This window comes from Pseudomonas sputi (assembly GCF_021603585.1).
Classification (GTDB): domain Bacteria; phylum Pseudomonadota; class Gammaproteobacteria; order Pseudomonadales; family Pseudomonadaceae; genus Aquipseudomonas; species Aquipseudomonas sputi.
Genome location: NZ_BQHI01000001.1, coordinates 14,726 through 39,566, shown reverse-complemented (window position 1 = coordinate 39,566; position 24,841 = coordinate 14,726). Strand labels below are relative to the sequence as shown.

Annotated in this window: 17 protein-coding genes; 7 read left to right on the top strand and 10 right to left on the bottom strand. The window is 63.3% G+C overall.

Features of this window, described 5'->3' with window-relative positions; translation table 11 throughout:
• Window positions 1–152 precede the first annotated feature (152 nt).
• Window positions 153–1,304 (top strand): MFS transporter, encoded by a 1,152-nt coding sequence (locus L6D81_RS00160; protein ID WP_236177302.1) that lies wholly within the window; start codon window positions 153–155, stop codon window positions 1,302–1,304.
• Between the two features lie 65 nt (window positions 1,305–1,369).
• Here the strand turns inward: L6D81_RS00160 and L6D81_RS00155 are convergent, their stop codons facing one another.
• From L6D81_RS00155 to L6D81_RS00130, 6 genes are all read right to left on the bottom strand, one after another.
• On the bottom strand, window positions 1,370–3,790 hold the full coding sequence (locus tag L6D81_RS00155) for a TonB-dependent siderophore receptor (RefSeq protein ID WP_236177300.1): 2,421 nt from the start codon (window positions 3,788–3,790) through the stop codon (window positions 1,370–1,372).
• 98 nt (window positions 3,791–3,888) lie between these two features.
• A complete protein-coding gene (locus L6D81_RS00150; protein ID WP_236177298.1) occupies window positions 3,889–4,872 on the bottom strand; it encodes a FecR family protein in 984 nt (327 codons plus the stop codon).
• A gap of 40 nt (window positions 4,873–4,912) precedes the next feature.
• Window positions 4,913–5,413 (bottom strand): sigma-70 family RNA polymerase sigma factor, encoded by a 501-nt coding sequence (locus tag L6D81_RS00145; RefSeq protein ID WP_236177296.1) that lies wholly within the window; start codon window positions 5,411–5,413, stop codon window positions 4,913–4,915.
• Between the two features lie 94 nt (window positions 5,414–5,507).
• The gene (locus L6D81_RS00140) at window positions 5,508–6,344 is read right to left on the bottom strand and encodes a hypothetical protein (RefSeq protein ID WP_236177294.1); all 837 of its coding nucleotides are present in this window, start codon (window positions 6,342–6,344) and stop codon (window positions 5,508–5,510) included.
• Between the two features lie 258 nt (window positions 6,345–6,602).
• Window positions 6,603–11,072 carry a hemagglutinin repeat-containing protein gene (locus L6D81_RS00135; protein WP_236177281.1) on the bottom strand — a complete coding sequence of 1,490 codons (4,470 nt, stop codon included), beginning with the start codon at window positions 11,070–11,072 and terminating at the stop codon, window positions 6,603–6,605.
• Window positions 11,073–11,166: 94 nt separating this feature from the next.
• Window positions 11,167–12,894, bottom strand: coding sequence for a ShlB/FhaC/HecB family hemolysin secretion/activation protein (locus L6D81_RS00130; RefSeq protein ID WP_236177269.1), 1,728 nt, complete (start codon window positions 12,892–12,894; stop codon window positions 11,167–11,169).
• 235 nt (window positions 12,895–13,129) lie between these two features.
• On the opposite strand from L6D81_RS00130, the gene L6D81_RS00125 reads away from it, so the two are divergent.
• On the top strand, window positions 13,130–14,251 hold the full coding sequence (locus tag L6D81_RS00125) for an HlyD family secretion protein (protein ID WP_236177267.1): 1,122 nt from the start codon (window positions 13,130–13,132) through the stop codon (window positions 14,249–14,251).
• Window positions 14,248–15,840: a DHA2 family efflux MFS transporter permease subunit gene (locus L6D81_RS00120; RefSeq protein ID WP_236177265.1), complete on the top strand. Its 1,593-nt coding sequence runs from the start codon at window positions 14,248–14,250 to the stop codon at window positions 15,838–15,840. Before L6D81_RS00125 ends, L6D81_RS00120 begins: the two co-directional genes overlap by 4 nt.
• Window positions 15,841–15,844: 4 nt before the next feature.
• Here the strand turns inward: L6D81_RS00120 and L6D81_RS00115 are convergent, their stop codons facing one another.
• The gene (locus L6D81_RS00115; protein WP_236177262.1) at window positions 15,845–16,285 is read right to left on the bottom strand and encodes a carboxymuconolactone decarboxylase family protein; all 441 of its coding nucleotides are present in this window, start codon (window positions 16,283–16,285) and stop codon (window positions 15,845–15,847) included.
• A gap of 240 nt (window positions 16,286–16,525) precedes the next feature.
• On the opposite strand from L6D81_RS00115, the gene L6D81_RS00110 reads away from it, so the two are divergent.
• From L6D81_RS00110 to L6D81_RS00100, 3 genes are all read left to right on the top strand, one after another.
• A complete protein-coding gene (locus L6D81_RS00110) occupies window positions 16,526–17,032 on the top strand; it encodes a sigma-70 family RNA polymerase sigma factor (protein WP_236177260.1) in 507 nt (168 codons plus the stop codon).
• On the top strand, window positions 17,032–17,991 hold the full coding sequence (locus L6D81_RS00105; RefSeq protein WP_236177258.1) for a FecR domain-containing protein: 960 nt from the start codon (window positions 17,032–17,034) through the stop codon (window positions 17,989–17,991). Before L6D81_RS00110 ends, L6D81_RS00105 begins: the two co-directional genes overlap by 1 nt.
• A gap of 99 nt (window positions 17,992–18,090) precedes the next feature.
• Window positions 18,091–20,520, top strand: coding sequence for a TonB-dependent receptor (locus tag L6D81_RS00100; RefSeq protein ID WP_236177256.1), 2,430 nt, complete (start codon window positions 18,091–18,093; stop codon window positions 20,518–20,520).
• Between the two features lie 99 nt (window positions 20,521–20,619).
• On the opposite strand, the gene L6D81_RS00095 is transcribed toward L6D81_RS00100, so the two are convergent.
• The 3 genes from L6D81_RS00095 to L6D81_RS00085 form a co-directional block, all read right to left on the bottom strand.
• On the bottom strand, window positions 20,620–22,191 hold the full coding sequence (locus L6D81_RS00095) for a sensor domain-containing diguanylate cyclase (protein WP_236177248.1): 1,572 nt from the start codon (window positions 22,189–22,191) through the stop codon (window positions 20,620–20,622).
• Between the two features lie 188 nt (window positions 22,192–22,379).
• On the bottom strand, window positions 22,380–23,153 hold the full coding sequence (locus tag L6D81_RS00090; RefSeq protein ID WP_236177247.1) for an aldolase: 774 nt from the start codon (window positions 23,151–23,153) through the stop codon (window positions 22,380–22,382).
• 12 nt (window positions 23,154–23,165) lie between these two features.
• On the bottom strand, window positions 23,166–23,873 hold the full coding sequence (locus tag L6D81_RS00085) for a haloacid dehalogenase type II (protein ID WP_011335133.1): 708 nt from the start codon (window positions 23,871–23,873) through the stop codon (window positions 23,166–23,168).
• Between the two features lie 110 nt (window positions 23,874–23,983).
• Here L6D81_RS00085 and L6D81_RS00080 point away from each other — a divergent pair, with 110 nt between their 5' ends.
• Window positions 23,984–24,841: a LysR substrate-binding domain-containing protein gene (locus L6D81_RS00080; protein WP_236177246.1), complete on the top strand. Its 858-nt coding sequence runs from the start codon at window positions 23,984–23,986 to the stop codon at window positions 24,839–24,841.

Sequence of the window (24,841 nt, the reverse complement as noted above, 5' to 3'; positions counted from 1 at the left end):
TTTTTGATAAAAGTCCCTTGCCTGCAAGGGACTACCCTCCCTCAAACCGAGTAAAACCACCCGCATCAGGAACTCAAGGTCGCGGCCCATGGACTGATGTGCAACGATGTTGCCCTGCATCACGCCATTGACCGCAAGACCAAGGACGTTTCATGACTGCCATCAACACCCCGCCTCCCCTCGCCCCCGGACGCCTGCAACAGATGTCCACGCGCATCGCCTTCTTCATCGCCGGGCTCGGCATTGCCGCGTGGGCACCGCTGGTGCCGTATGCCAAGGCACGGGCCGGGCTCGATGAAGGGACGCTGGGGTTGTTGCTACTGTGCCTGGGCGTCGGTTCGATTCTGGCGATGCCGCTGGCAGGGATTCTGGCCACCCGGTTTGGCTGCCGCAAGGTGGCCACCGGCGGCACGCTGCTGATCTGCGCGGCGTTGCCGTTGCTGGCGACGGTGTCGTCGATCCCGGCGTTGATCGCCACGCTGTTCATGTTCGGTGCCGGGCTCGGCACGGTGGATTCGACGGTGAACCTGCAAGCGGTGATCGTCGAGCGGGCCAGCGGCAAGAACATGATGTCGGGGTTTCACGGCCTGTTCAGCCTCGGCGGGATTGTCGGCGCGGCGGGCGTGAGCGCCCTGCTCGGTCTCGGGCTGTCGCCGCTGGCCGCGATGCTGGTGGTGGTCGTGGTGCTGATCGCGGCGTTGTTCATGGCGGTGCCGCACATGCTGCCTTACGGCAGTGAAAGCTCGGGGCCGGCGTTTGCGGTGCCCCACGGGATCGTGCTGTTCATCGGCGGCATGTGCTTCATCGTGTTCCTCACCGAAGGCGCAGCGCTGGACTGGAGCGCGGTGTTCCTGGCGCAGGAGCGCGGGATCGACACGGCCTATGCGGGATTGGGTTACGCAGCGTTCGCATTGACCATGACGGCCGGCCGTTTGACCGGTGACCGGATCGTACGCGCATTGGGTGCGACCCGGATCATTCTGTTTGGCGGTCTGCTGGCGGCGGCGGGATTGTTTCTGGCGACCTTCGCCCCGAGCTGGCAAGCCGCGCTGCTGGGTTATGCGCTGGTCGGCGCCGGCTGTTCGAACATCGTACCGGTGCTGTACACGGCGGTGGGCAAGCAGACGGTGATGCCGGAAAGCATCGCCGTGCCGGCAATCACTACGCTGGGGTATGCGGGGATTCTGGCGGGGCCGGCGGTGATCGGATTTGTCGCCCACGCCAGCAGCCTGAGTTTTGCCTTCGGGTTGATGGCGACGTTGCTGGTGGCGGTGGCAATCGGCGGGAAAGCGCTGAAGGTCTGAGACTGATCTGATCTGTTCAGATCGTTCCCACGCAGACGATTCGACGTGGGAACAATCAGTGCAGATCAGAAACCGACGCTGGCCTGCACGAAGAACGTCCGCGGCGTCCCCACGTAAATCCCCGAGTTGTTGTCGCTGGAGCGGGTGAAGTACTGCTTGTCGAAGATGTTTTTCACCCCGGCGCCGAGTTTCAGGTTGGAGAGCTGCGAACCGAAGTCATAGCCGCCGCGCACGTTCCAGGTCACGTAGCCCGGAATGTCGCCGTACTGACCGTCCGCCGTGCCTTCGGTGATGTAATTGCCATTGAAGCTGCCATCAGCATTCACGCCGGTGCCCGGCGAGCGCTGTTTGGACTGGGCAAAACCGTCGATGTTGTAGGTCCAGCGGTTGATGTCGTAACGCAGGCCGACGGTCGCCACCTGGCGGGAGTAGAACGGCAGGTCGCGGCCCTTGAATCCCGGGATCTCGCCTTCATAGGTCGCACGGGTGTAAGTGAAACCGGCGTTGGCGGTCAGGCCGTCGAGACGCGGGTCAAGCGCTGCCATGTCGTAGTGCACCGACGCTTCGATACCCTGGTGCTTGGTCGCGCCGAGGTTGGTCCAGCCCACGTCGTTGCTGATGTATTGCAGTTCGTCATCGAAGTCGATGTAGAACAGCGTCACTTCCCCGCCCCACACATCATCGTTGTAGCGCGTGCCGATTTCGTAGGTCTTGGCTTTCTCAGGTTCCAGGCCATTGGCGGTCTGGTCACCCGAGCCGCCCTGGCCGAGCTGGAAGTATTGCAGGCTGCCGAACGAGGTCTCGTAGTTGGCGAACAATTTCCACGCATCGGACAGGTGATACATCACGCTCAGGGCCGGCAGCGGCTCGTTGCTTTCGATGCTGCGGTTTTTCTCCGGGACGCGTTTGCCGGCGGTGTCGAGCACGGCGCGGTCGTGCCAGTCGGTGCTGATGTGCTCGAAGCGAATGCCCGGGGTCACGGTCCAGTTGCCGACGTCGATCTTGTTGTCGATGTACACCGCGTTGGCCTCGGTGCCACCAGTGCGATCCTGGAACACGTGACCATCGGAGGTCTTGGTAACCACCGGCACATTGTTGACCAGCGCCAGACGGCTCGATTGCTCGTGCATCGCTTCTTTCAAATAACGGTAACCGACGCTGACTTCCTGGGTGGTCGGGCCGACGTCAAACACGCGCGAGACACGCGGCTCAATGCCCAGCGTGTAGTAGGAACGCGGGAACGTGCTGAGGGTTTTCTGATCGCGGGCGGCGATGGTGCTGCCGCGAAAGCTGTCGGAATAGTAGGTCAGCACTTCGGCCTGAGTACGCTCGTCGATCTGCCGGATCCACTTGAACGACACGTCCTTGCGGCGGCCGCTGAAGCCGTCGTAGTCGCGGTCGGACTGGAACGGTTTGTCGTCGTACTGCTTCTGCGTCAGGCCGCCGGGCATGTCAGCGCTGGCGTCGTAGTAGTGGAAGTTGAGGCTGAAATCGTCCTGATCGGTCGGCGCCCAGTGAGTCTTGAGGATCACGTCGTCGATGTCGTTGCCGTTGTTGCGCTCGCGGTAACCGTTGCCGTTGACGCCCGAGTACAACAGCGCCATGCCGATGCCGTTGTCGGCGGTGCCGCCGAGAAATGCGGTATCGATGTGTTTCCAGCCACCGTGCTGCGAGGTTTCCAGAGTGGTTCCGATTTCACCGGTGGTTTTTTCCGGGATCGCGCGGGTCACGAAGTTGATCACGCCGCCGACGTTCTGCGGCCCGTAACGCACGGAGCCGGCACCCCGGACCACGTCAATGCTGTCGAGGTTGCCGGAAGAGATCGGCGCCATCGACAGCTGCGGCTGGCCGTACGGGGCAAAAGCGGCCGGCACGCCGTCGATCAACACCGTCGAGCGCGGCGACAGGCGCGAAGTCAGACCCCGCACGCCGACGTTCAGCGAAATATCGCTGCCGCCGGTGCCGTTGGCTTCCTGCACCTGCACGCCCGGCACACGGCGCAACACGTCGCCGACGTTCATGGCGCCCTGCTCGACCATCGCTTCGCGGCGGATCACCGTGCGTGCGCCGGGGTGGTTCTGCACCACGGCGGCGTCGGCGTCACCCAGCCAGTCGCCGACCACTTTGATGTCGGTCACGCCCAGCTCCAGCGGGCCGGTGGCGGCAGTCGGGGCCGGCGACAGCGTCACTGAACCTTCATTGATCTGATAATCCAGACCGCTGCCTTGCAGCAACTGGCGCAGGGCCTGCTCCGGAGAAAGGTTACCGTCCACGGCCGGCGCCTGTTTGCCGGCGACCAGGTCCGGGCTGAAAAACACCTGCAAGGACGTTTGCTGACCCAGTTCGCTCAAGGCCTGCCCCAGCGGCTGTGCGCGGATGTGAATGGCTTCGGCGGCGAAAGCCATCGGCATGGCGGCGTTGACCGCCAACGCGAGCGCTAGCGGCAACCAAGGTGATTTTTTGTTTTTGGCGGTGGAGTTTTTCACGTCGAACGGAGTCCTGTGGATCGCAAGAGTGTGCGGCTGTTAATGCAAACCAGTTGCAGTTGAACAGGAAGACGACGAACTCGAAAAAAACCTGAATTTTATTTTGAAATTATTTCCTGGCTACCGTCGGCAAGGGTGCGCACGGCCACCGGAAGGATGCTCGGCAAGGCCTTGAGCAAGGCATCGGTGTTATCGGATTTGAACACGCTGGTCAGACGCAAATTGGCCACGGCGGGGTTGGCGACTGTCAGCGGCTTGTCGCGGTAACGCGACACTTGCTCGGCGACCTCACCGAGGCTGGCGTTGTTGAACACCAGTTTGCCGCTGCGCCAGGCCGTCAGTTCCGCCGGGTTGACCGCATAGGCTGGCGCCACTTTGCCCTGGGCATCGATCCGCGTGCCGAGGCCGGCGGTCAGGCTGATGAAATCGGCATCGGCCGCATCACGGCCCTGCACCTTGACCGTGCCCTGCTCCACGGCGACCCGGGTCTGGGTCACGTCGCGGCGCACATCGAAGCGGGTGCCCGTGACGGTGACCTTGCCGCTGCCGGCCTCGACCACGAACGGGCGGGACGTGTCGTGTTCGACGCTGAACATCGCTTCGCCCTCGGTCAGTTCGATGAGCCGTCGATCCTTTTCAAACCGCACCTGCAGACGGCTGCGGCTGTTGAGGTCGATCATCGAACCGTCCGGCAGCGCCACATGCTTGCGCTCGCCGAGCGCGGTGACGAACTCGGCGCTGTAACCCTGCGGATGATTCAGACCGCTGAACAGACCAAGTCCGAGCGCCACCGCCACCACACTGGCCGCCACGGCATAACGCAATAATGGACGGCGTTGGCGCCGCGCCGGCGGGGTTTCGCACAGGGCCTTGAGCCGTGGCGCCGGCAGCAGATCTGCCGCCGTCCACAAGCCTTGCAGCAACTGAAATTCGTCACGGTGCTGGGGATGTTCGTTCAGCCAGGCCTCGAAGTTCCGGTATTGTTCGGCATCGACCGCTGGCTCCTGCAAACGCACAAACCAGCGTGCCGCGTCATCGCGCACCGTTGTTTGCCCGCACGCGCAATCACGAGTATCCATCATGGAATGTCCTGTTTGGCTGGGGATGAAAAGACGCCACGGCTCATGATTGCGCCCCGTCCAGGCGATCACGCAGATGCCGCAGGGTGCGGATCATATACTTTTCCACCATGTTCCTGGACAGGCCCAGCCGTTCGGCGATTTCCGCCTGGGTCAGGCCCTCGATCTTCTGCCAGACGAAAATTCGTCGGCAGTTGACCGGAAGCTCCGTGAGCGCCCGTTCGATGGAATCGGCCAGCTGGATCGCATGCATGTAATGCTCCGGGTCGCCGGTCGGCGACTCACTGAGATCGATCGCCTCCGACTCCATGGCCCCCCGCCGGTCCTGACGCCGATAGCCATCCACCGCGATGTTGCGCGCCGTCTGATGCAGATACGCCCGGGGTTGCTGCACCGCCGACGAATCGGATTCGAGCACCCGCACAAAAGTGTCATGCGCCAGGTCCTCGGCCTGCGAGCGATTGCGCAGGCGACGGGTCCAGGTGCCGATCAACTCTTCGTAATGCTCGAGAAAGCCGGGTCTGCGGGGCAGCATGGGGATCATTGCGGCGTGCTGAGGAAAGGGGCGTTAATGGTAATACTTCCTATTAAGCCCGGCAAATCATTCCTGGGTCCCTCGACAAGAGGATGCAAACAGCCTATTTGCCTTTGACCTTGCCAACGCTTTTGCCCTGATCCGGGTCGACAATCCCGAAGCAGCCCACCGGTGGGTGCAGGTACTGATACAGGGGATTGACCAGCAGGTGGGCATCGCCGCAAGTAATCAGGTGCATGTGGTCACGATAAGTGTCGATGAGGTGCTGGATCGAAGGCGCGATGTAGGGATGAATGCCCGTGCGCAACCCCATGCCGGCCTTCACGTAGTTCGAATAGAGTTCCTTGAACTGGCCGCCGTCCTTGGCCGACAGCAGCGTGTTCGGGGATGGAGCGGAACCGAACAGAGCCTGGAATTTCTCGAACCCGGTCCTCTCCCCCACATAGGGCCTGGCAAAGTCGACGAGGGCCTTGTACTCAGTCTTGAGAAACCCCATGTCCGCGACTTTTTTGCAGTCGTCCAGCATGCCTCGGACGAATGCAACGTTGACATTGGCTGGAAAGTCATGGGCTTTGTTGAAGTAGTTCTTCATCAGGTTTTCGAGAATCGGGAACACCTTGTGCTCCCAGCCGAAAACCTTGCCCCGGTCGAAAACCGGCGCGAACAGCGGCGGCACCGACTGACGCGTGACGGCCTGTGGATACTGTTCGACATGGCAGACGATCTTGTTGTCCTCGATCAACGGGCCGAAAAAGTCTGCCCAGACGCCCTGCGCTGCCCACTGAAATGGAGGTTCCCGGTGGGCATCGCCAGTGAGAAAGATCATCGGGTCGTATTCGTCCGGAAAATGATCGGCGGCCGCCGCAAGATCCTGCGCCCGCTCATCCGACATCAACACCCCTTCATCGATCCACCAACTGCTGCCAAACTTCTTGCCCATGAAATTGCACTCCGTCAGTCCCTTGCAGTGAGCATCCGTTTCATGACGCTAGTCGTCATCCGGCATTTTTTCCAACAGACCGCGACACGCCAGGCTCATGGCGGTTTCTGCCGCACAAAAAAATGTGGGAGCAAGCCTGCTCGAGCTCGCGGCTCGTCAGCAACACCATGGTTGACTGACACATCGCGATCGCGTGCAGGCCGCTCCCACAGGGATTGACAGTGGAGGCAACACTCGCCACCTCCAACCAGTAAGCACTCAGCCTTTCTTGTCGATCCCGGCCTGAAGTACCTGACTGTCCAGGTGACCGCTCAGAGTCACCGGACCGACTTTCAGGTTGCCGTTTTCAAGGGACACCTTCGGTGCGCTTTCCTCGGTTTTCTGCGGCAGGTCCAGGCCGGCCTTCACACCGAAACCACGGTTGTTCAGGTCGCGGCTGCTGACCTTCGAACCGCCCAGATCGACCTTGCCTTCGGTGGCGGAAATCCGCGCACCGGTCAGCTGCGTAGCGCCGCCGACAGTGAGGTTCACACCCTGACTAGCGCTGATGCCGGAGGCCTGTTTGACGCTGTCCTTGTGCGCGTATTCCCCGTCCACTTTCAGCGTTGGTTTGTAGTCGGTGCCCGCGAGTTTTCCCTTGTCATCGGCCGGAGTCTTCTTGGCGGTCAGGCCCAGATCCACATCAACCTTGGCGTGAGTGCTGGAGTCCTGACGGCTTTCGACCGAGAGATCACCCGCCACGTTGCCGCTGACATTGCGCGCATCGATCCGCGCACCATCCAGGCTTGCATCGCCACCGCTGTTCAACACCACAGTGTCAGCCTTGATCTGGCTGTTCTGCTGGGTGGTGCCTTGCAGGTAGTCCACGCCGACTTTGGCCCCGGCACTGAAGCCGTGATCGCTGCTGACTTTTTCATCGGCGGCGGTCGGGGTGCTTTTGCTCAGATTGCCACCGGCGTTCAACGCCACATTCCAGTTGTTGCGGCTGTCGGTTGACTGCGCAGACTCCTGAACGAAACCGCCCGTCTGCGCGTCGATGTTGACGTTTGGCGCGCTGACCTGAGTGCCTTGCAGGTGCACCGAATCGCCACTCAGCGCGATGCCGTTCTGGCTGTTGAGCTGGCCACCGCTGAGGGTCTGGGTGTTCTCGTTGACCCGGCCGACGTTGAAGTTGCCGCTGAGGTTGCCGCCCTTATCGTGGCTCTTCTCGCTGCTGGTCTTGCTGCCACCCGCCTTCAGGCCGCCGCCGAGATGGCTGCCGTTGGCGACGTGCGAGTCGGTGGCCGCTTGCAGGTCGAGCTTGCCGTCCGCCTTCAGGTCGATAGCACCAGCACTGTCGATCTTCGTGCCTTGTTGCACCTGATTGCCGCCGCTGCTCAATTGCACCGGGCCGTTGCCGCTGAGGCTGGCGACATGGGCCTGGCTGTCGCTGGTTTTGTTGTCCTCGTGATCGAGCTGGAACCCGGCGCCGAGATCGACATTGGTGCCGTCGGTGCCCGGCAAGGTGCCGACGGTCAGCGAGCCATTGCCGCGCAGGCTGGAGCTGTCACTGCTCTGGCGATCGTTGGCCTGATTCAGGGCCAGGTCACCGCCGGTCTTGACGCTGACACCGCCCTGCCCGCCGTCGAAACGGCTGCCTTCGAACTGTGCGTCGCGGCCAACATTGATGTTCACACCCTGATTGCCAGCGTAACCGCCGACCACCGCCGTGGCGCTGTTCTTGCTCGACTGGCTGCTGCCACCCGCGCCGCTGCCGGCCACGTTCACGTCTTCACCGGTTTTGGTGTAGACGCGCACATCGACCTTGGCATCGACCGAATGGTCGGTGCTGCTGCGGGTGTTGTTCGCGGCATCGGCCACCAGTTTATCGGCGCTGATGTTCACTTTACCGGCGCTGGCGTTGTACTGGGTGCCCTGGTCGTGCAGGGTGCCGCCGACCTTCACCTCCACGGTCTGGCCGTCGAACCGGCTGACCACGGCGTTACTGCCCTGCTCGGTTTTATCGGCGTCGGCATGACCGATTGCCACGTCGATACCGACGTTCGGCTGACCAAGATTGGTCAGTGCGTCCTTGTCCGGCACTTTGCCGTCGAGCACGTCTTTCACCGCGCCGGCAATCGGCCGGGTGATGTCTTTGTACTCGACGTTGGTGCCGATGTCCGCCGACCAGTTGCTCTCGCTGTGGGTGCTGCTTTCGGTGTGGCTGGCAGCACGGTTGTCCACTTGGTTGGCGACGACGTTCAGACCGTTGCCGGCCTTCAGTTGCGCGCCTTCGGTGGCGAGCTTGTCAGCGTTGATGTTCAGGCTGCCGCTGCTCTGCACGCCGGTGGTTTGTGCAGTGGTTTTAGCGGTGGTGTCCTGCGAAGTACTGTGCGAGAAATCCACACCGCTGCCCGCGCGGTCGAGGCCGCCGGTGTAATAGAAACCGCCGCCGGTGCTGCGGGTTTCAGTTGAGGTGGTGTGGCTGTCCTGCTCGGCCAGCAGCGAGACGTTCTTGCCGCTCAGCGTGGTGTCGCCAGCGGTGGATTTCACCTCGGCGCCCTTGAGTGTCACGTCGCCGCCCGCCTTCACCTGTACGCTGCCGCCGCTGAGGCTGGAACCCTGCTGCGTGACATCGTTGGCGGTGAAGGTTTGCGCCTTGTCTGCGTAATGCACGCCGGCGCGATATTGCTCCGCCGTGTGCTCCTTGGCGTAGGCGTCGAAACCACGGGTTTGCGTGCTGTTGCTGCTGTCGTGGGTGTTCTGCGTGGAATGCACGTTCACGTCACCCGCAGCCTCGGCCACCAGCGCGCCGTCAGCCTTGACCGTGGAGCCGGCGACTTCGATGTCCTTGGCGCTTTTGAGCTTGAGGTTGCTGTCGGACGCCAGCTCGCTGCGCACCGTGGTGCTGTCCTTGCTGCTCTGGCGCGACTCGTCCTTGGTGATGCCGAAGAACTTGCTGTCCTTGTCGTGGTTGTTGCTGTGTGAGGTGTCCTGCACGCCGTCGATGGTCAGCGAACCGTTGTCGCTGATCACGCTGGCGTCCTTGCCACCCCGCACCTGACTGCCGCTGATGCGCACGTCGTCAGCCTTGACCAGCAGTTTGCCGGCCGCGTTGACCTTGCTGCCCTGATGCTGGGTCTGGCCCTTGTCGGCATCGCCGGTCTTGCCGAAAAAGCCACCGCCGACCAGATCACCGGAATAGCGGTTGTCGCTGCTGCGATGGGTGCGGGTCGCGGTGGTGATGTCCACTTGTTTGCCGGCCAGTTGCAGATCGCCGGCGCTGTTCAGCTCGGCGCCTTCGGCGCGCAACAGTGCGGCGGTTTGCAGGGCGATGTTGCCGGCCTTCAACTGGCTGGTGATGCTGCGCTGCTCTTCGCTGCTGCTGTCCCAATCGGCTTTCCACAGATGTTTGCGGTGCTTGCCTTGATCGGTCTGGGTGTGGCTTTCAGTGGCGGCGGTCAGGCGCAGATCGCCGCCGCTTTGCACGCTGAGATTGTTCTTCGCCTCGACCTTGGCGGCTTTCAGTTCGGTGTCTTTACCGGACGCCAACTGCGCGTCGCGGCTGGCGATGATCTGGCTGCCGTGCTGGCGCGAATCGCTGTCGGTCTGGGTGCGCTCGTAGGTTTCCCAGGTGATGCCGAGGGTGCTGTTGTTCCAGTTCTCGCGCTGTTCCTGGAGCTTGCGGCTTTCGACGGTGGTCAGGGTCAGGTTGCGTTTGGCCTCGACCTTCACGTCGCGACCGCTGACATCGGTGGCCGCCAGCGTCAGGTCCTTGCCGCTGTGCAGGCCGACGTCGCCCTGGCTGCTGCGGATGCCGGCGCGGGTCACGTCGAGGCTGTCCGGGATCGCCTGGCCGCTGACGCTCAAATCGCCCGCCGACCGAATCTGCACGCCGTCGCGCCCGGCGACTTGCACAGCCCCGACCTTCACGCCCGCGCCTTCAGCGGTGCTGACAATGTTGATGCGCCCGGCCTGCATCGCGCCGAACAGGCTGGCGTCGATCCGTTGATCGGTGGTGTTGCCCGCCGGGTCCACGGCCTTCACCTGGCCGCTGGCGTAGTCGATCTGATTGCGCCCGACGGTGAGGTTCAGTTGGTCACGCGCAGTGATTGCGCCCTGGCTGTCGATGCGCGGCGCGATCAGGTTGATCGAACCTTCGCCATTGCTCAGGCCGCCGCCCTGGATCTGCAACTGGCCGGTGGCATCGCGGGTGCTCAGAGCTTGCAGCTTGCCGTCGTTCAGCTCGGGACGGCCGACCACCAGGTTGGCGTTCGGCGTGTTGATGAAGCTGCCGCCGTTCACCGAAATGCCGTTCGGGTTGGCAAGCACGTAGTCGGCGGCGCGGCCGAAGATTTCCTGCGCACCGTTGATGGCCGACGGGTTGCGGCTGATCACTTCGTTGAGGATCACGCTCGCGGCCTGGCCCTGCAATTGCGGGTTGGCCGCCAGTTGCCCGGCGAGCTGCGATTGCCCGGCCTGCAAGGCGTTGTTCAGCACCAGGCCCTGACGGTCGACGTTGTAGTCGAGGAACTGGTTATGGGACAGGCCCGAGCCGTTGGGCGCGACGATATTGACGATCGGGACGCCACCCTGAGTTTGCAGTTGCGCGGTGCCGCCGGGGCCGGGCGCGACCACCACACCGCCGGCCATGGCGCCCGGCAGGTGGGCGACCAGAAACAGGCTGGCGATGGCCCAGCGCAGTTTGCCCCGTGGGGAAAGATGAAACGCAAAGGTGTTCATTGGCATAAAAAACTCTCCATGTAGTGCGGCATCACGTTGCGCGTTGAGTTGAAGGCCACGGCTGTCGCGCTCAGGTCCGATGGCTGTTGTTCACTGACGTTCATATCTGTAATCCGACCCGCATCAGCCAGGTTTCAGGCTCGCGGTGCAGGCCGGTCGGGGTGTTCAGGCTGCGTTGGTAATCGACATCCACTTGCAGGTTTTTCCAACCCAGGTTGAGGCCGACGCTGGCGCCGCTCAGGCGTTTGCCCGAGGCGCCGTGATCGGCCTTGATCCAGCCGTGGTCGAGGCCGACGCGCGGGGTGAGCTGCACCGGCAAATCGCTGCGCAGCGGCAGGCGCAAGGTGTTGCGCCAGATCGCGCCGCTGGCGCCGGACGCGCTGCTGACCCGGTAACCGCGCACGGCGGAATCGTCGGTGCCGAGCAACTGTTCGATCGCCGGCAACGGATCCGGGCTGTACTGCACATTGAGTTGGCTCTGCCATTGCCAGGCTTGCGCGCCGAGCTGACCGTTGCGCCACTGGCTGAGGCCGGCCCGGTACTTGCGAAACTGGGCCTTGGGCAGATTCTTGACCTGATGATCGGCATCATCGTCGGCACCGAACCCGCGCAAGCCCTGGGCGTAGTTGATGTCGAGATTCCACACCGCACGATCGAGCCAGAACAGATTCAGCCCGGCTTCGGCCACGGTCAGGGTCGGGCTCTGGATGCCGAGGCGGACGTTTTCCAGATAGCTGTCGACGTCCTTGTGCGCCAGTTGCAGGTTGGCGCTGAGCTGGTGGCTCTGGTCGCGCCACAACACCCGGTCGGCGCGCAGGCTGAGCTGATCGGTGATGCCGGTGCTGTACAGGGTCGCCGTGCTGAGCTTGAACGGCGCGCGGTATTCGGCGTGGCTGGCGAAGGTGCTGAACGTCCAGTAACCGTAGGGAATCGCGTAGTAGAGGCTGGCGTTGCGGCTGTAGCGGTCGCCCTGGTTGAGGGTGTCGCTGGCGCTGAGGCTTAACAGGTCGTTGAGTTCGAGCGGACTGTCGAGGGTCAGGCTCAGCGTGTCGCGATCGCGGCCGGTGCTGGCGCTGCCGAGGTTGTCGAAACCGGCACCGAGGGCCCAGCGTGACTGCCCGGAGGTACGCGAACGCAGGATGATTTTTGACGCGCCGGGCTGGCTTCCGGGGGCGATGTCGGCGGTCAGGTCGAGCGAGCGCAGACGATTCAACTGATCCAGCCCCTGTTCCAGATCCCGCAGGTTCAGCGGCTTGCCGAGCATGCCCGGGAACGCCCCGCCGAGGGACACCGGCAGGCTCTGGTCGGCCAGTTCGATGGACTCGATGTAGCCTTCGTCGATCAGAATATCCAGCGACTGCCCCGCCGCTGGCGCGCTGCTCAGGTACGGCCGACTGGCGATGTAGCCCTTCTCCACGTACAGCGCGGTGAGGGTTGCCAGCAAATGGTTGATCTGACCGACGCCCATGCACGGCGCCAGAAGCGGTTTAATGCGAGCGTTGAGTTGGTCGCGGTCGATCAGCGTGACGCCGCCGATGCGCGTGCCGCTCAGGGGCCAGCAGTGCTCGTCGGGTTTGATCGATTCAGGAATGGCCGCAGTGGCAGGCGTCGGGCCGAACGCGCCGCGCTCCAGTTGGCGCTTGCGCTGTTCGAGTTGCAGCTGTTGCAGATCGCGCTGTTGCAGTTGCTGCTGGCGCAACACTTCCTGGCCAGAGGCTGGCGCTTCGGCGGCGAGAACGCTGGGCGCAGATACACTCAGCAACAAGGCCGACAACAGCGGGCGCGGCAGAGAACGACTACGAGAAACTGCGTAAAGCGAATACGACACTCAACATCCTTGCAATCAACTGGCTTAATGCCACCCCATCAATTGCGGTGATAGTCAGAGCCTTCCTACACAAATGCAAGACGCTTCCTACAGCGCTTACATTTCTTAAACAAATGATCAGCTTTTTTTAAACGCCCTCCATCTGACGGCCGGCGATAAAAATCAATTGCCACAAAATATTACTCGCGTCATATTACGACCGTAATAGCCATTCCGCTTCTTCAGGTATTACGCCATGACCAGCATGCCCACCGTAGAACCCGATCTCACCGCTCCGGTCAGTGCTCCCAAGCCTCCCCTGCTCAAACGCCTGCTGTTGCCCGCTGCGGGTCTGGCCGCGCTGGTATTCGCCGGCCTGTATGCCGTGCATTGGTGGGGCACGGGGCGATTTCTAGAGGAAACCGACGATGCCTACATCGGCGGCGACGTCACGGTGATCGGGCCGAAAGTCGCCGGTTACATCGAGGAAGTGCTGGTCAGCGACAACCAAAAGGTGAAGGCCGGCGACGTGCTGATCCGCCTCGACGCCCGCGACTACCGCGCCCACCTGGCCAAGGCCGAAGGTGCGGTCGCCGCCGAAGAAGCGCTGCTGGCCAACCTCGACGCCACTGAACAGCTGCAGCAAGCGGTGATCGGCCAGGCCCGCGCCGGCATTGATGCCGCCAGCGCCGAAACCGCTCGTTCGCGGGATGACAACGCACGCTACAAGCGTCTGGTGACCACCAACGCAGTCTCGGTGGAAAGCGCGCAACGGGCCGACGCCACCTTCAAGACCGCGCAAGCCTTGAGCGCCAAGGCCCAGGCCGAACTGCTGGCCGCGCAGCGCCAACTCGCGGTGATCGAAACCCAGAAACAACAGGCCCGCGCCGCCCTGCAGCAAGCCCGGGCCGAGCGTGATCTGGCGCAACTGAACCTCGGCTACACCGAACTGCGCGCCCCGGTTGATGGCGTGATCGGCAACCGCCGCGCGCGGGTCGGTGCCTATGCCCAAGCCGGCTCGCAGCAGTTATCAGTGGTCCCGGCCAGCGGTCTGTGGGTCGATGCCAATTTCAAGGAAGACCAACTGGCGCGGATGAAACCCGGCCAGCGCGTGAGCATTCGCGCCGACGTGTTATCCGGCCAGGAATTCCACGGTCGCCTCGACAGCCTCGCCCCGGCTACCGGTTCGCAATTCAGCGTGCTGCCGCCGGAAAACGCCACCGGCAACTTCACCAAGATCGTCCAGCGAGTGCCGGTGCGGATCCTGCTCGACCCCGCCGACGGCGTGCTCGGCCACCTGCGTCCGGGCCTGTCGGTGACGGCTGAAGTCGACACCCGCGCCCAGCCTGAAACCACCGCCGTGGCCAGCGCGCCATGAGCACCGCCCTCACCGCCGCCGCGCAGCCATTCAATGCCGCCAAGATGGCGACGGCGACCAAGGTGTTCGCCTTCGCCACGATGTGCATCGGCATGTTCATCGCGCTGCTGGACATCCAGATCGTCTCGGCCTCGCTGCGCGATATCGGCGGCGGGTTGTCCGCCGGCACCGATGAAACCGCGTGGGTGCAGACCAGCTACCTGATCGCCGAAATCATCGTGATTCCGCTGTCCGGATGGCTGTCCCGCGTGTTCTCCACCCGCTGGCTGTTCTGCGCTTCAGCGGTCGGTTTCACCCTCGCCAGCCTGCTTTGCGGCATCGCCTGGAACATCCAGAGCATGATCGCCTTTCGCGCGTTGCAAGGGTTTCTCGGCGGCTCGATGATTCCGCTGGTGTTCACCACGGCATTCTTTTTCTTCACCGGCAAACAACGGGTGATCGCCGCCGCGACCATCGGCGCCGTGGCGTCGCTGGCACCGACCCTGGGTCCGGTGATCGGCGGCTGGATCACCGACATTTCGTCATGGCACTGGCTGTTCTACATCAACCTGGTGCCGGGGATTTTCGTCGCCGTGGCGGTGCCGATGCTGGTCAGGATCGATCAGCCGGAACTGTCGCTGCTCAAAGGCGCGGACTATTTGAGCATGGTGTTTCTGGCGCTGTTTCTCGGCTGCCTGGAATACACCCTGGAAGAAGGCCCGCGCTGGAACTGGTTCAGCGACCAGACGATCCTGACCACCGCGTGGATCAGCGGCCTGGCCGGGCTGGCGTTCATCGGCCGCACGCTGCACGTGGCCAACCCGATCGTCGATCTGCGCGCGCTCAAGGATCGCAATTTCGCCCTCGGCTGCTTCTTTTCGTTCGTCACCGGGATCGGCCTGTTCGCGACGATTTACCTGACGCCGCTGTTTCTCGGCCGGGTGCGCGGCTACGGGGCGCTGGACATTGGTCTGGCGGTTTTCTCCACCGGAGTGTTCCAGATCATGGCGATTCCGCTGTACGCCTTTTTGGCCAATCGCATCGATCTGCGCTGGATCATGATGGCAGGGCTGGCATTGTTCGCCCTGTCGATGTGGGAATTCAGTCCGATCACCCACGACTGGGGCGCCGGAGAATTGCTGCTGCCGCAAGCCCTGCGCGGGATCGCCCAACAACTGGCGGTGCCGCCGGCGGTAACGTTGACGTTGGGTGGCCTGGCACCGGCGCGGCTCAAGCATGCCTCGGGCCTGTTCAACCTGATGCGCAATCTGGGCGGTGCAATCGGGATTGCAGCGTGCGCGACCATTCTCAACGACCGCACCAACCTGCACTTCACCCGGTTGGCGGAACATCTGAACAGCAGCAACGAAGCAGTGAATCAGTGGCTGGCTCAGGTCGGCGGCAACTTTGCCGCACTGGGTCAGAGCGGCGATGTCGGCCTCACCGCCAGTCTGCGTCAGCTATGGCTGCTGACCTACCGTGAAGCGCAGACGCAAACCTACGGCGACACGTTCCTGATGATCATGGTGTGCTTCGGCCTCGCCACGGCGATGGTGCCCTTGATGCGCAAGGTGCAGCCACCGGCCGCGCCGAGTGCCGATGCACATTGATCGATCAGGCTTGCGGGGTTTTACGGAAGCCCACGGCCAGGCGGTTCCAGCTGTTGATGGTGCTGATCGCGACCGTCAGGTCGACCATTTCCTTGGGCGAGAACTGGGCGGCGACGGCTTCATAATCTTCGTCGGGGGCGTGGGTCAGGCTCAGTTGGGTCAGGGATTCGGTCCACAGCAGCGCGGCGCGTTCACGTTCGGTGAAGAACGGCGCCTCACGCCACGCGGTCACGGCGAACAACCGGCGCGGGGTTTCGCCGCCCTTGATCGCGTCGGCGGTGTGCATGTCGATGCAGAACGCGCAGCCATTGATCTGCGAAGCGCGCAGCTTGACCAGTTCGATCAGGGTCTTTTCCAGCGGCAGTTTCGAGACGGCGGTTTCCAGGGCCATCATCGCTTTCAGGGCATCAGGGGACGCGGTGTAGAAATCGATACGAGGTTTCATCGAGGATCTCCGGGGCAAGTGAATGTGGGGCTACGTTAGTCCCGGCACCCGGACCGGCAAATAGCCAATCTCCCGGAAGATGGGTAGGCCACTGCGTTGGCGTCAGAAAAGAAAGTGTGAATAGGCAATTGCCAGCACTCGTTGCGCGCCACTAGAATGCGATCAATTCTTAATTGCACAGTTTTCGCACTCACGACCGCACCCTTGGCAACGGACGCCCGAAACGAGTATCTGCCCCTCATGTCGTCCCTCGATCAGCCGTTGAATCAGCAAGTCCAGACGCTCTACAGCGAACACCACGGGTGGCTGCAGGGCTGGCTGCAACGCAAGTTGGGCAACCGCTGCGAGGCGGCCGATCTGGCGCACGATACCTTTTTGCGCCTGCTCACCCGTCAGGTGATCAAACCGCTGGGCAGCGAACCCCGGGCATTGCTGACGCACATCGCCAAAGGCCTGATGATCGATCGCTGGCGGCGGCAGGACCTGGAGCGCGCGTATCTGGAAACCATCGCGCACCTGCCCGCCGCCGAAGTGCCGTCGCCGGAAACCCGCTACCTGATTCTCGAAACCCTGTGGCGCATCGAAGCACTGCTGCGCGAACTGCCGCAGCAGACCCGCGAGGCCTTCCTGCTGTCGCAGATCGAAGGCCTGACCTACGCGCAGATCGCCACGCGCCTGAGTGTTTCGCTGATCACCGTCAAACGGCACATGCGTGCCGCGTTCATTGCCTGCCTGAGTGTCGCCTGATGCATTCGTCGATGATCAACCCGCAGATTCTTGGCGAAGCCGCCGACTGGCTGGTGCAACTGCATTCCGGCACCGCGACCCCGTCCGACCATCAGGCCATCGCCCAATGGCGCACCCGCAGCGCCGAGCACGCCATCGCCTGGCAGCGGGCCGAAGCGTTGCTGGGGGACTTGCGCAGCGTGCCGGCCAACGTCGCGCTCCAGACCTTGAAACGCGCATCCCGCAAAGAGGGCTTGAGCCGTCGCCAGACCCTCACCCGCCTCGGCTTGCTGTTGATGGCCGGGCCGCTGGGCATCGCTTCGCAGCATGTGCCGTGGCAGCAATGGACCGCCGACCAACGCACCGCCGTCGGCGAGCAAAAGAACCTGCAACTGCCGGACGGCACCCAGTTGATGCTCAACACTGACAGCGCCGTGGACATCGCCTTCAGCCCGGTGGAGCGTCGGGTCTTGCTGCTCAACGGCGAAGTGCTGATCAACACCGCCGCAGACGCCAGCGCCCGCCCGTTCATTGTCGAAACCCCGCAAGGCGTGGCCCGCGCGCTGGGCACGCGATTCTGCGTGCGCACCGAGGGTTCGCGCAGCCAGGTGTCGGTGCTCGAAGGCCAGGTTCAGATCACCCCGCAATTGCTCCAGCAAAGCACGATTCTCAAGGCCGGCGAGCGCCAGCGCTTCAAGCTCAACGGCTTCGACAGTGCCGAACCTTTCGACACTGCGTCCCTGGCCTGGGACAAAGGCATGCTGCTGGCCAGCAACATGCGCCTGGACGAATTACTCGGCGAGTTGAGCCGCTATCGCCCAGGCGTGCTGCGCTGTGATCCGGACGTGGCGGCGATGCGCGTGTCCGGAGCGTTTTCCCTGCGCGACACCGACGCCAGCCTGCGTCTGCTCAGCGATACATTGCCGCTGAAGATCACCAGCCTGACCCGTTATTGGCTGTCGGTGGAGCCCCGTGTCTGAGCCCTCGGAAAATATTCTCCGTATTCACTGATACCTTTTCGCGACTCGTCCGGTGAGTGGATAGACCTTCCCATTCCACGCCCCCGACAGGAACACCGAATGACCGCAATGCCATCGCCCCGCCCTGCCAATTTTGCGCTCAAGGCCCTGAACCTGAGCCTGGCCCTGGCCTTCAGCGCCCTGCTGCCGAGCGCCGCCCACGCCGCCGACAGCGTCAGTGAAAGCGCCCGCCGCAGCGTCAACATCGGCCCCGGCCTGCTCAGCCATGTGCTGGCGCAATTTGCGGTCAGCGTCGGCGTGCCGCTGTCGTTCGATCCGGCGCAACTGGGCAATCGCCAGAGCCCCGGCCTGCAAGGCAGTTACACCGCGCAGAGCGGTTTCGCCCGGTTGCTGGAAGGCAGCGGTTTCGAGCTGCTCAACACCGGCCACAACGGTTACACCGTGGCGCCGAAAGTTGCGGCGGACGGCGTACTGGAACTCGGCGCCACCAACGTCAGCGCCCTGCGCGACGACAGCGGCGCCACCTACGGCGGCGAACAGGTCGCCCGCCGTGCGCAGATCGGCATGCTCGGCGACCAGGAGGTCAACGACCTGCCCTTCAGCGTCACCAGCTACACCGCCAAGACCATGGCCGATCAACAGGCCCAGACCGTCGGCGATGTGTTGCTCAACGACGCCTCTGTGCGTCAGTCCAACGGCTTCGGCAACTTCTCGCAGATGTTCATGATCCGTGGGCTGCCACTGGCCTCCGATGACATTTCCTATAACGGCCTGTACGGCGTGCTGCCCCGGCAGATCATCGCCGTCGAAGCGCTGGATCGAGTGGAACTGTTCAAAGGCCCGAACGCGTTCGTCAACGGCGTGACCCCGAGCGGCAGCGGCATCGGTGGCGGGATCAACCTGCAACCCAAACGCGCGATGGACACGCCGACCCGCAGCGTCACCCTCGATTACAGCGCCGACGGCCGGGTCGGCGGGCATCTGGATCTGGGCCAGCGCTTTGGCGAGGACAACCGCTTCGGCGCGCGGGTCAACCTGATGCAGCGCGAAGGCGATACTGCCGTCGATGACGAAGACCAGCGCTCGTCGCTGTTCAGCGTCGGCCTGGACTATCGTGGCGATCGCCTGCGGGTCTCGACCGATTTCGGCTATCAGAAGCAGGTCATCAACCAGGGGCGCTCGGTGATCTACGTCGATTCGAGCCTGACCAAAGCCCCCAAGGTGCCGCACGCCAATGCCAGCTACGCCCAGAGCTGGAGCTATTCGCAACTCGAAGACACCTTCGGCATGGCCCGCGCCGAGTACGACCTGAACGACAACTGGACGGCCTACGTCTCCGGCGGCGCCAAGCACACCCGCGAGAACGGCGTGTATTCATCGCTGACCGTCACCGACCTCAACGGCAGCGCCCGTGGCGGCATGCTCTATTCGCCCCACGACGAGGACAACCAGAGCGCCATGGCCGGACTCAACGGCCGTTTCGACACCGGCCCCGTCACGCACCAGTTGAACCTCGGCTGGGCGGGCATCTGGGGCGAGCAGCGCTCGGCGTTCGAAACCATCAGCACCGCCGGGCGCTACAGCACCAACCTGTACAACGTCACCGACAAACCGCGCCCGGCGCCCACCTCGTTCGCCAGCGACATCAACGACCCGCGCATCACCGGCAAGAACACCCTGCGCAGCGAGGCGATTTCCGACACCCTCGGCTTCGTCGATGACCGCATCCTGCTGACCCTCGGCGTGCGTCGCCAGGAATTGAAAGTCGACGGCTGGAGCACCGCCACCGGCGCCCGCACCTCAAGTTATGAAGAGTCGATCACCACTCCGGTCTACGGCCTGGTGATCAAGCCGTGGGAACACGTGTCGTTCTATGCCAACCGCATCGAAGGCCTGGCCAAGGGCCCAACGCCGCCGACCACGGCGATCAACCGCGACGAAACCTTCGCCCCGGTGCGCAGCAAGCAGATCGAGGCCGGCGTGCGCCTGGACATGGGCAGCTACGGCGCCAACCTCGGCGTCTATCGCATCGAGCAACCGTCGAGCTACACCCAGGACGGAATCTTCCGGGTCGACGGCCAGCAGACCAACAAAGGCATGGAACTCAACGTCTACGGCGAACCGCTCGACGGCCTGCGCCTGCTCAGCGGCGCGACACTGATGAAGACTGAGCTGGAAGGCAGCAGCAACGGCGTGAATGACGGCAACCGCGCCGTCGGGGTGCCGCGCTTCCAGTTCAACCTCGGCGCCGACTGGGACATTCCGGGCCTCGAAGGCGCCGCCCTCAGCGCGCGGATGTTGCGCACCGGCGGCCAGTACCTGAACGCGGCGAACACCCAGAGCATTCCAGCGTGGAACCGCTTCGACCTCGGTTCGCGCTACGCCTTCAAACTGGATGAAAAGCAGATCACCCTGCGGGCCAATCTGGAGAACGTCGCCAACGAAGCCTATTGGGCCTCGGCCAACGGCGGTTACCTGACCCAGGGCACGCCGCGCACGCTGAAGGTTTCCGCCACCGTGGACTTCTGACCGCTCGTCATCCCGCCGGCGGTGACACTGGCGGCTGAACGAACAAGAGCAGGTCAGGGTGAAGGCCAGGGCCTGTGTCCGAACCCGATTGGTTTTTTGTCAGCGATCCGAACGCATCAATTCGCCAACACCAACGTCCATCGACAACACGGCCGCGCGGTTGCGGCCGGCGTTCTTGGCCTGATACAGCGCCGCGTCCGCACGCTGGATGAACAGCTCCGGACTGTCGTTGCCCATCGGAATAAACGAATAGCAACCCAGGCTCACCGTGAGATAACCGGTGGGCGAGCCACTGTGGGCGATGTGTTTATCCATGACGCTGCGACGGATCTGCCCGGCAATCGCCAGCGCGCCGTTGATGTCGGTGTCCGGCAGCAACACGGCGAATTCTTCGCCGCCGTAACGCACCGCCAGATCGGACTTGCGCTGGCAGCAGTTTTTCACCACCTGCGCGACCTGCGTCAGGCAATGGTCGCCGGCCACGTGGCCGTAGGCATCGTTGTAGCGTTTAAAGAAATCGATATCGAGCATGATCAGGCTGACCGGGCTCGACTGCCGAGCACCCCGGGCAAACTCCACTTCCAGCGAGCGCTCGAACAGACGCCGGTTGGCCAGCCCGGTGAGGCTGTCGTGGGTGGCGATCTGCTCCAGCGCCCGCTGGGCCTTGCGCAGGTTTTTTTCGATCCGCTCGCCATCGCGCACCTGATGAATGAACACCCAGCCGAACAGCCCCACGCCGAGCATCACCAGCGCCACGATCACGCTGGACTGGAAAGCCCGGTCGTGCCAGCCCTGGAGAATCGTGTCCCGAGATGACGAAGCGGACACCACCAGCGGATAACTTTCCAACTGCCGGTAACCATAAAGGCGCGTGACACCATCAACCAACGAATCGATCATCGAGGTGCCGGCGGTGGCATTGGGCAGCAGCTTCTGATAGATCTCGCCCTTGGCCATCGAGGTGCCGATCAAGGCCTCATCGAACGGCCGGCGAGCCAGCACGGTGCCGTCGGTCAGGCCAAGAAACATGGTGCCGTTGTCATCCAGGCTGAAGCTTTTGAAGAACTTGTCGAAATACGACATCTTGATCCCGGCCAGCAACACCCCCTGAAAGTTGCCGGCGTGGTCGCTGACCCGCTTGGAGATCGGGATGATCCACTCGCCGTTCTCGCGGCTGCGGATCGCCGGACCGATGTGTGCCACACCCGACACGTTCTGCTGGTGAAACCTGAAGTACTCGCGATCGGCCACACCATTGCCATGTGGCAGATCCGGGAACGAGGTAATCACCCACTGCCCTTCGCGGTCGAACAGGAACATGCCGTGCAACTGCTCCAGTTGCTGCACCCGCCGTGCCAGGGTCTTCTGAAGGCGTGGCCTCTGCGCTGCGCCGTAGCCGTCGTCCTGAATCCAGTCGACCAGGCTGGTCAGTACCAGATCCGCCGCCAGAAAGGTGTCTTCGGCCTGCTGCGCCATAGCCCGGGTCAGGTTGGCCGAGGCCACTTGCGCGTTCGCCAGATCCTGGCGCCGCGATTGCTCGATCTGCAAATACAGCAGGCCGGACAGGCTCAGACACACGGCAACGATGAACAACACCGCTGCCTTGCGCAGGGGCAAGCGCTTGAGAGTGCCGCCGGGGGCCTGGTGCGGATCGTGAATGGGGATAGGCAAAAGCGTGTCCTGGGCAGGTACGACAGGGGCGAAAGCCCGAAACCCTTGTATTTTGTGAGCGTAGCCCACCGGGTTGTGTGGGGCAACCAAGTGCCCCCGCGACGATCCCGACCCTGTTGCTATCGGCGCGCAGGGCAATTGGATGACCTGCGGCGCGAATTATTTTTGCCTGCCCGTTTTCCTCGCTTTCACCCCCGGCTCGACAACCGCCGCATTGCACTGTGCAGATGCGCCCGCGCACTCTCGGGATCGCCCTCGCGCATCTGCTCGTACGCCCGTTGCGCTACCGCGTGCGGCACCGGTTTCAAAACCCGTTGCGTGGCCATCGCCAGCAATTGCACTTGCGCGGCACGCTCCAGGTAATACAGATCGTCCCAGGCCTCGGCGATGGTCGGGGCCGCGACGATCACCCCGTGATTCTTGAGGAACAGAATGTCGGCATCGCCCATCATCTCGGCAATCCGGTCGCCTTCACGCGCGTCCAGCGCCAGCCCGTTGTAATGCTCGTCCACCGCCGTACGCCCGTAGAATTTCAGCGCGGTCTGGCTCAGCCACAACAGCGGCGGCCCCTCCAGCAGGCACAACGCCGTCGCGTTCGGCATGTGCGTGTGGAACGCAACTTTCACCCGTGGCAGTCGCTGATGCAGGCGCGCGTGAATGTAAAAAGCAGTGGCCTCCGGCTGGCCCTCGCCGTCCACCACGTTGCCGTCGAAGTCACAGACCAGCAGGTTATGCGCCGTCACCTCGGAAAACGCATAGCCGTAGGGATTGACCAGAAACAGATCAGCGTGCCCCGGCAACATCGCCGAAAAGTGATTGCAGATCCCCTCTTCCAACCCGTGCAGCGCCGCCAGTTGAAAGCACGCCGCCAGCTCTTGGCGAGCGGTGATGATGGCTTCGCTGTCGAGGTTCACCGAGGCGTAACGCGCGGGTCGGGCGCTGCCGGTCAGGGTATGGGCCATGGCGAACCTCCTTTATGACCAGCCAAGGGATGCGAACAGCGGCAGCACTTCGTCCAGCGTGTTGAGGATCGCGTCGGGCCGATAGTCCGGCAGCAACTGACGACCGGTCCCTCGATCAATCCATACGCAGCGAAAATGCATGTCGCGGGCCGCCGTGTGATCGAGCATCGGGCTGGCGCAGATGTGCACCACCTGATCGCGGCTGACGCCCAATTGCTCATGAGCGTAGTCGAACAGCCGGGGCGCCGGTTTGTAGGCGCCAGCCTGTTGCGCGGTGATCACCCGGTCGATGTGGCCACCCAGTTGAGCGACGTTGCCGGCGATGATGTCGTCATCGGTGTTGGAGACGATGCACAGCTTGAAACCCTTGGCCTTGAGCTGCGCGAGGGTCTCGACGACTTCGGGAAACGGCGGCATCTGCGGGATCGCGGCGGCCAGGCGCTGGCTGTCCTGGCTGGCACTCGCCAGCCCCAGTTCCTCCAGCGCCAGTTGCAGGCCGAGGGTGCTCAGCTCGCGGAACGAGCGGTGCGGCGGTGTCTGTTCCAGGCGATGTTCGTGGCGGTCGTAGACCTCGATCAGGCGACCGGCATCGACCCGGTGTTCGCCCTTCTCGCTCAGGATCCGCTCGGCCACGGCGCGCAGGCCTTCGTCCCATTGAATCAAGGTGCCGTAGCAATCGAAAGTCAGCCATTGCGGGCGCGGTGTGTTGATCAACGTCATGGGGGCATTCCTCTGCAAGTGAGGGCTTCAGCTTATGAACTCGGGGTGATAGTGTGAAATTAAATAAATAGCCAACCGTCAGTTGCCAAACCAATATCGAGACCGCCGCCATGCTGGATCTGGAACTGCTGAAAACCTTCGTCTGCGTGGTTGATGAAGGCAGCTTCACCCGCGCCGCCGAACGCGTCCACCGCACCCAATCCACGGTCAGCCAACAGGTGCGCAAACTGGAAGACCTGGTCGGTCACGCCCTGCTGTTGCGTGATCGCACCGGGCTGAACGTCAGCGTCACCGAGCACGGCGAACTGCTGATCCACTACGCCCGCCGACTACTGGCCTTGTCCGCCGAGGCCAGCGAAGCCCTGGCCAGCGACCTGGATCTGGAAATCCTGCGCATCGGCATGCCAGAAGACTTCGACGCCCGACGCATGGCGCTGATCCTCGCCGGCTTCACCCGCAGCCACCCGCAAGCGCGGCTGGAAACCGTCAGCGGCATGAGCCTTGACCTGCGCCAACGCCTCGACAGCGGCGAAATCGACATCGCCCTGATCAAACGCGAACCCGACAGCGGCCCCGCCTGGGCGACCTGGCCGGAACGACTCGTTTGGGTCAAAGGCGTGGAATTCGACTCATCCACTGGCGTGTTGCCGCTGGCATTGTTTCCCCAAGGCTGCCTGTACCGGCAACGGGCGATCCGCCTGCTCGACGTGGCGCAACGCCCCTGGCGCGTGGCCTTCGGCAGCCACAGCCTGACCGGCATTCAAGCGGCGGTCGCTTCAGGGCTAGGAGTTTCGGTGCTGCCGGCTTCGGCGGTGTTGCCGGAACATCGGGTGTGCACGGATTTGCCGCTGTTGCCGCCGACGGAGCTGGCGCTGGTCAGCCGCGAGGGGGTGTTGAGCGGATTGCAGCGGGGGTTGGTGGAGTTTTTGCGCGGGGAACTGGGAGTGGATGCGGGGGGATTTGCTTGA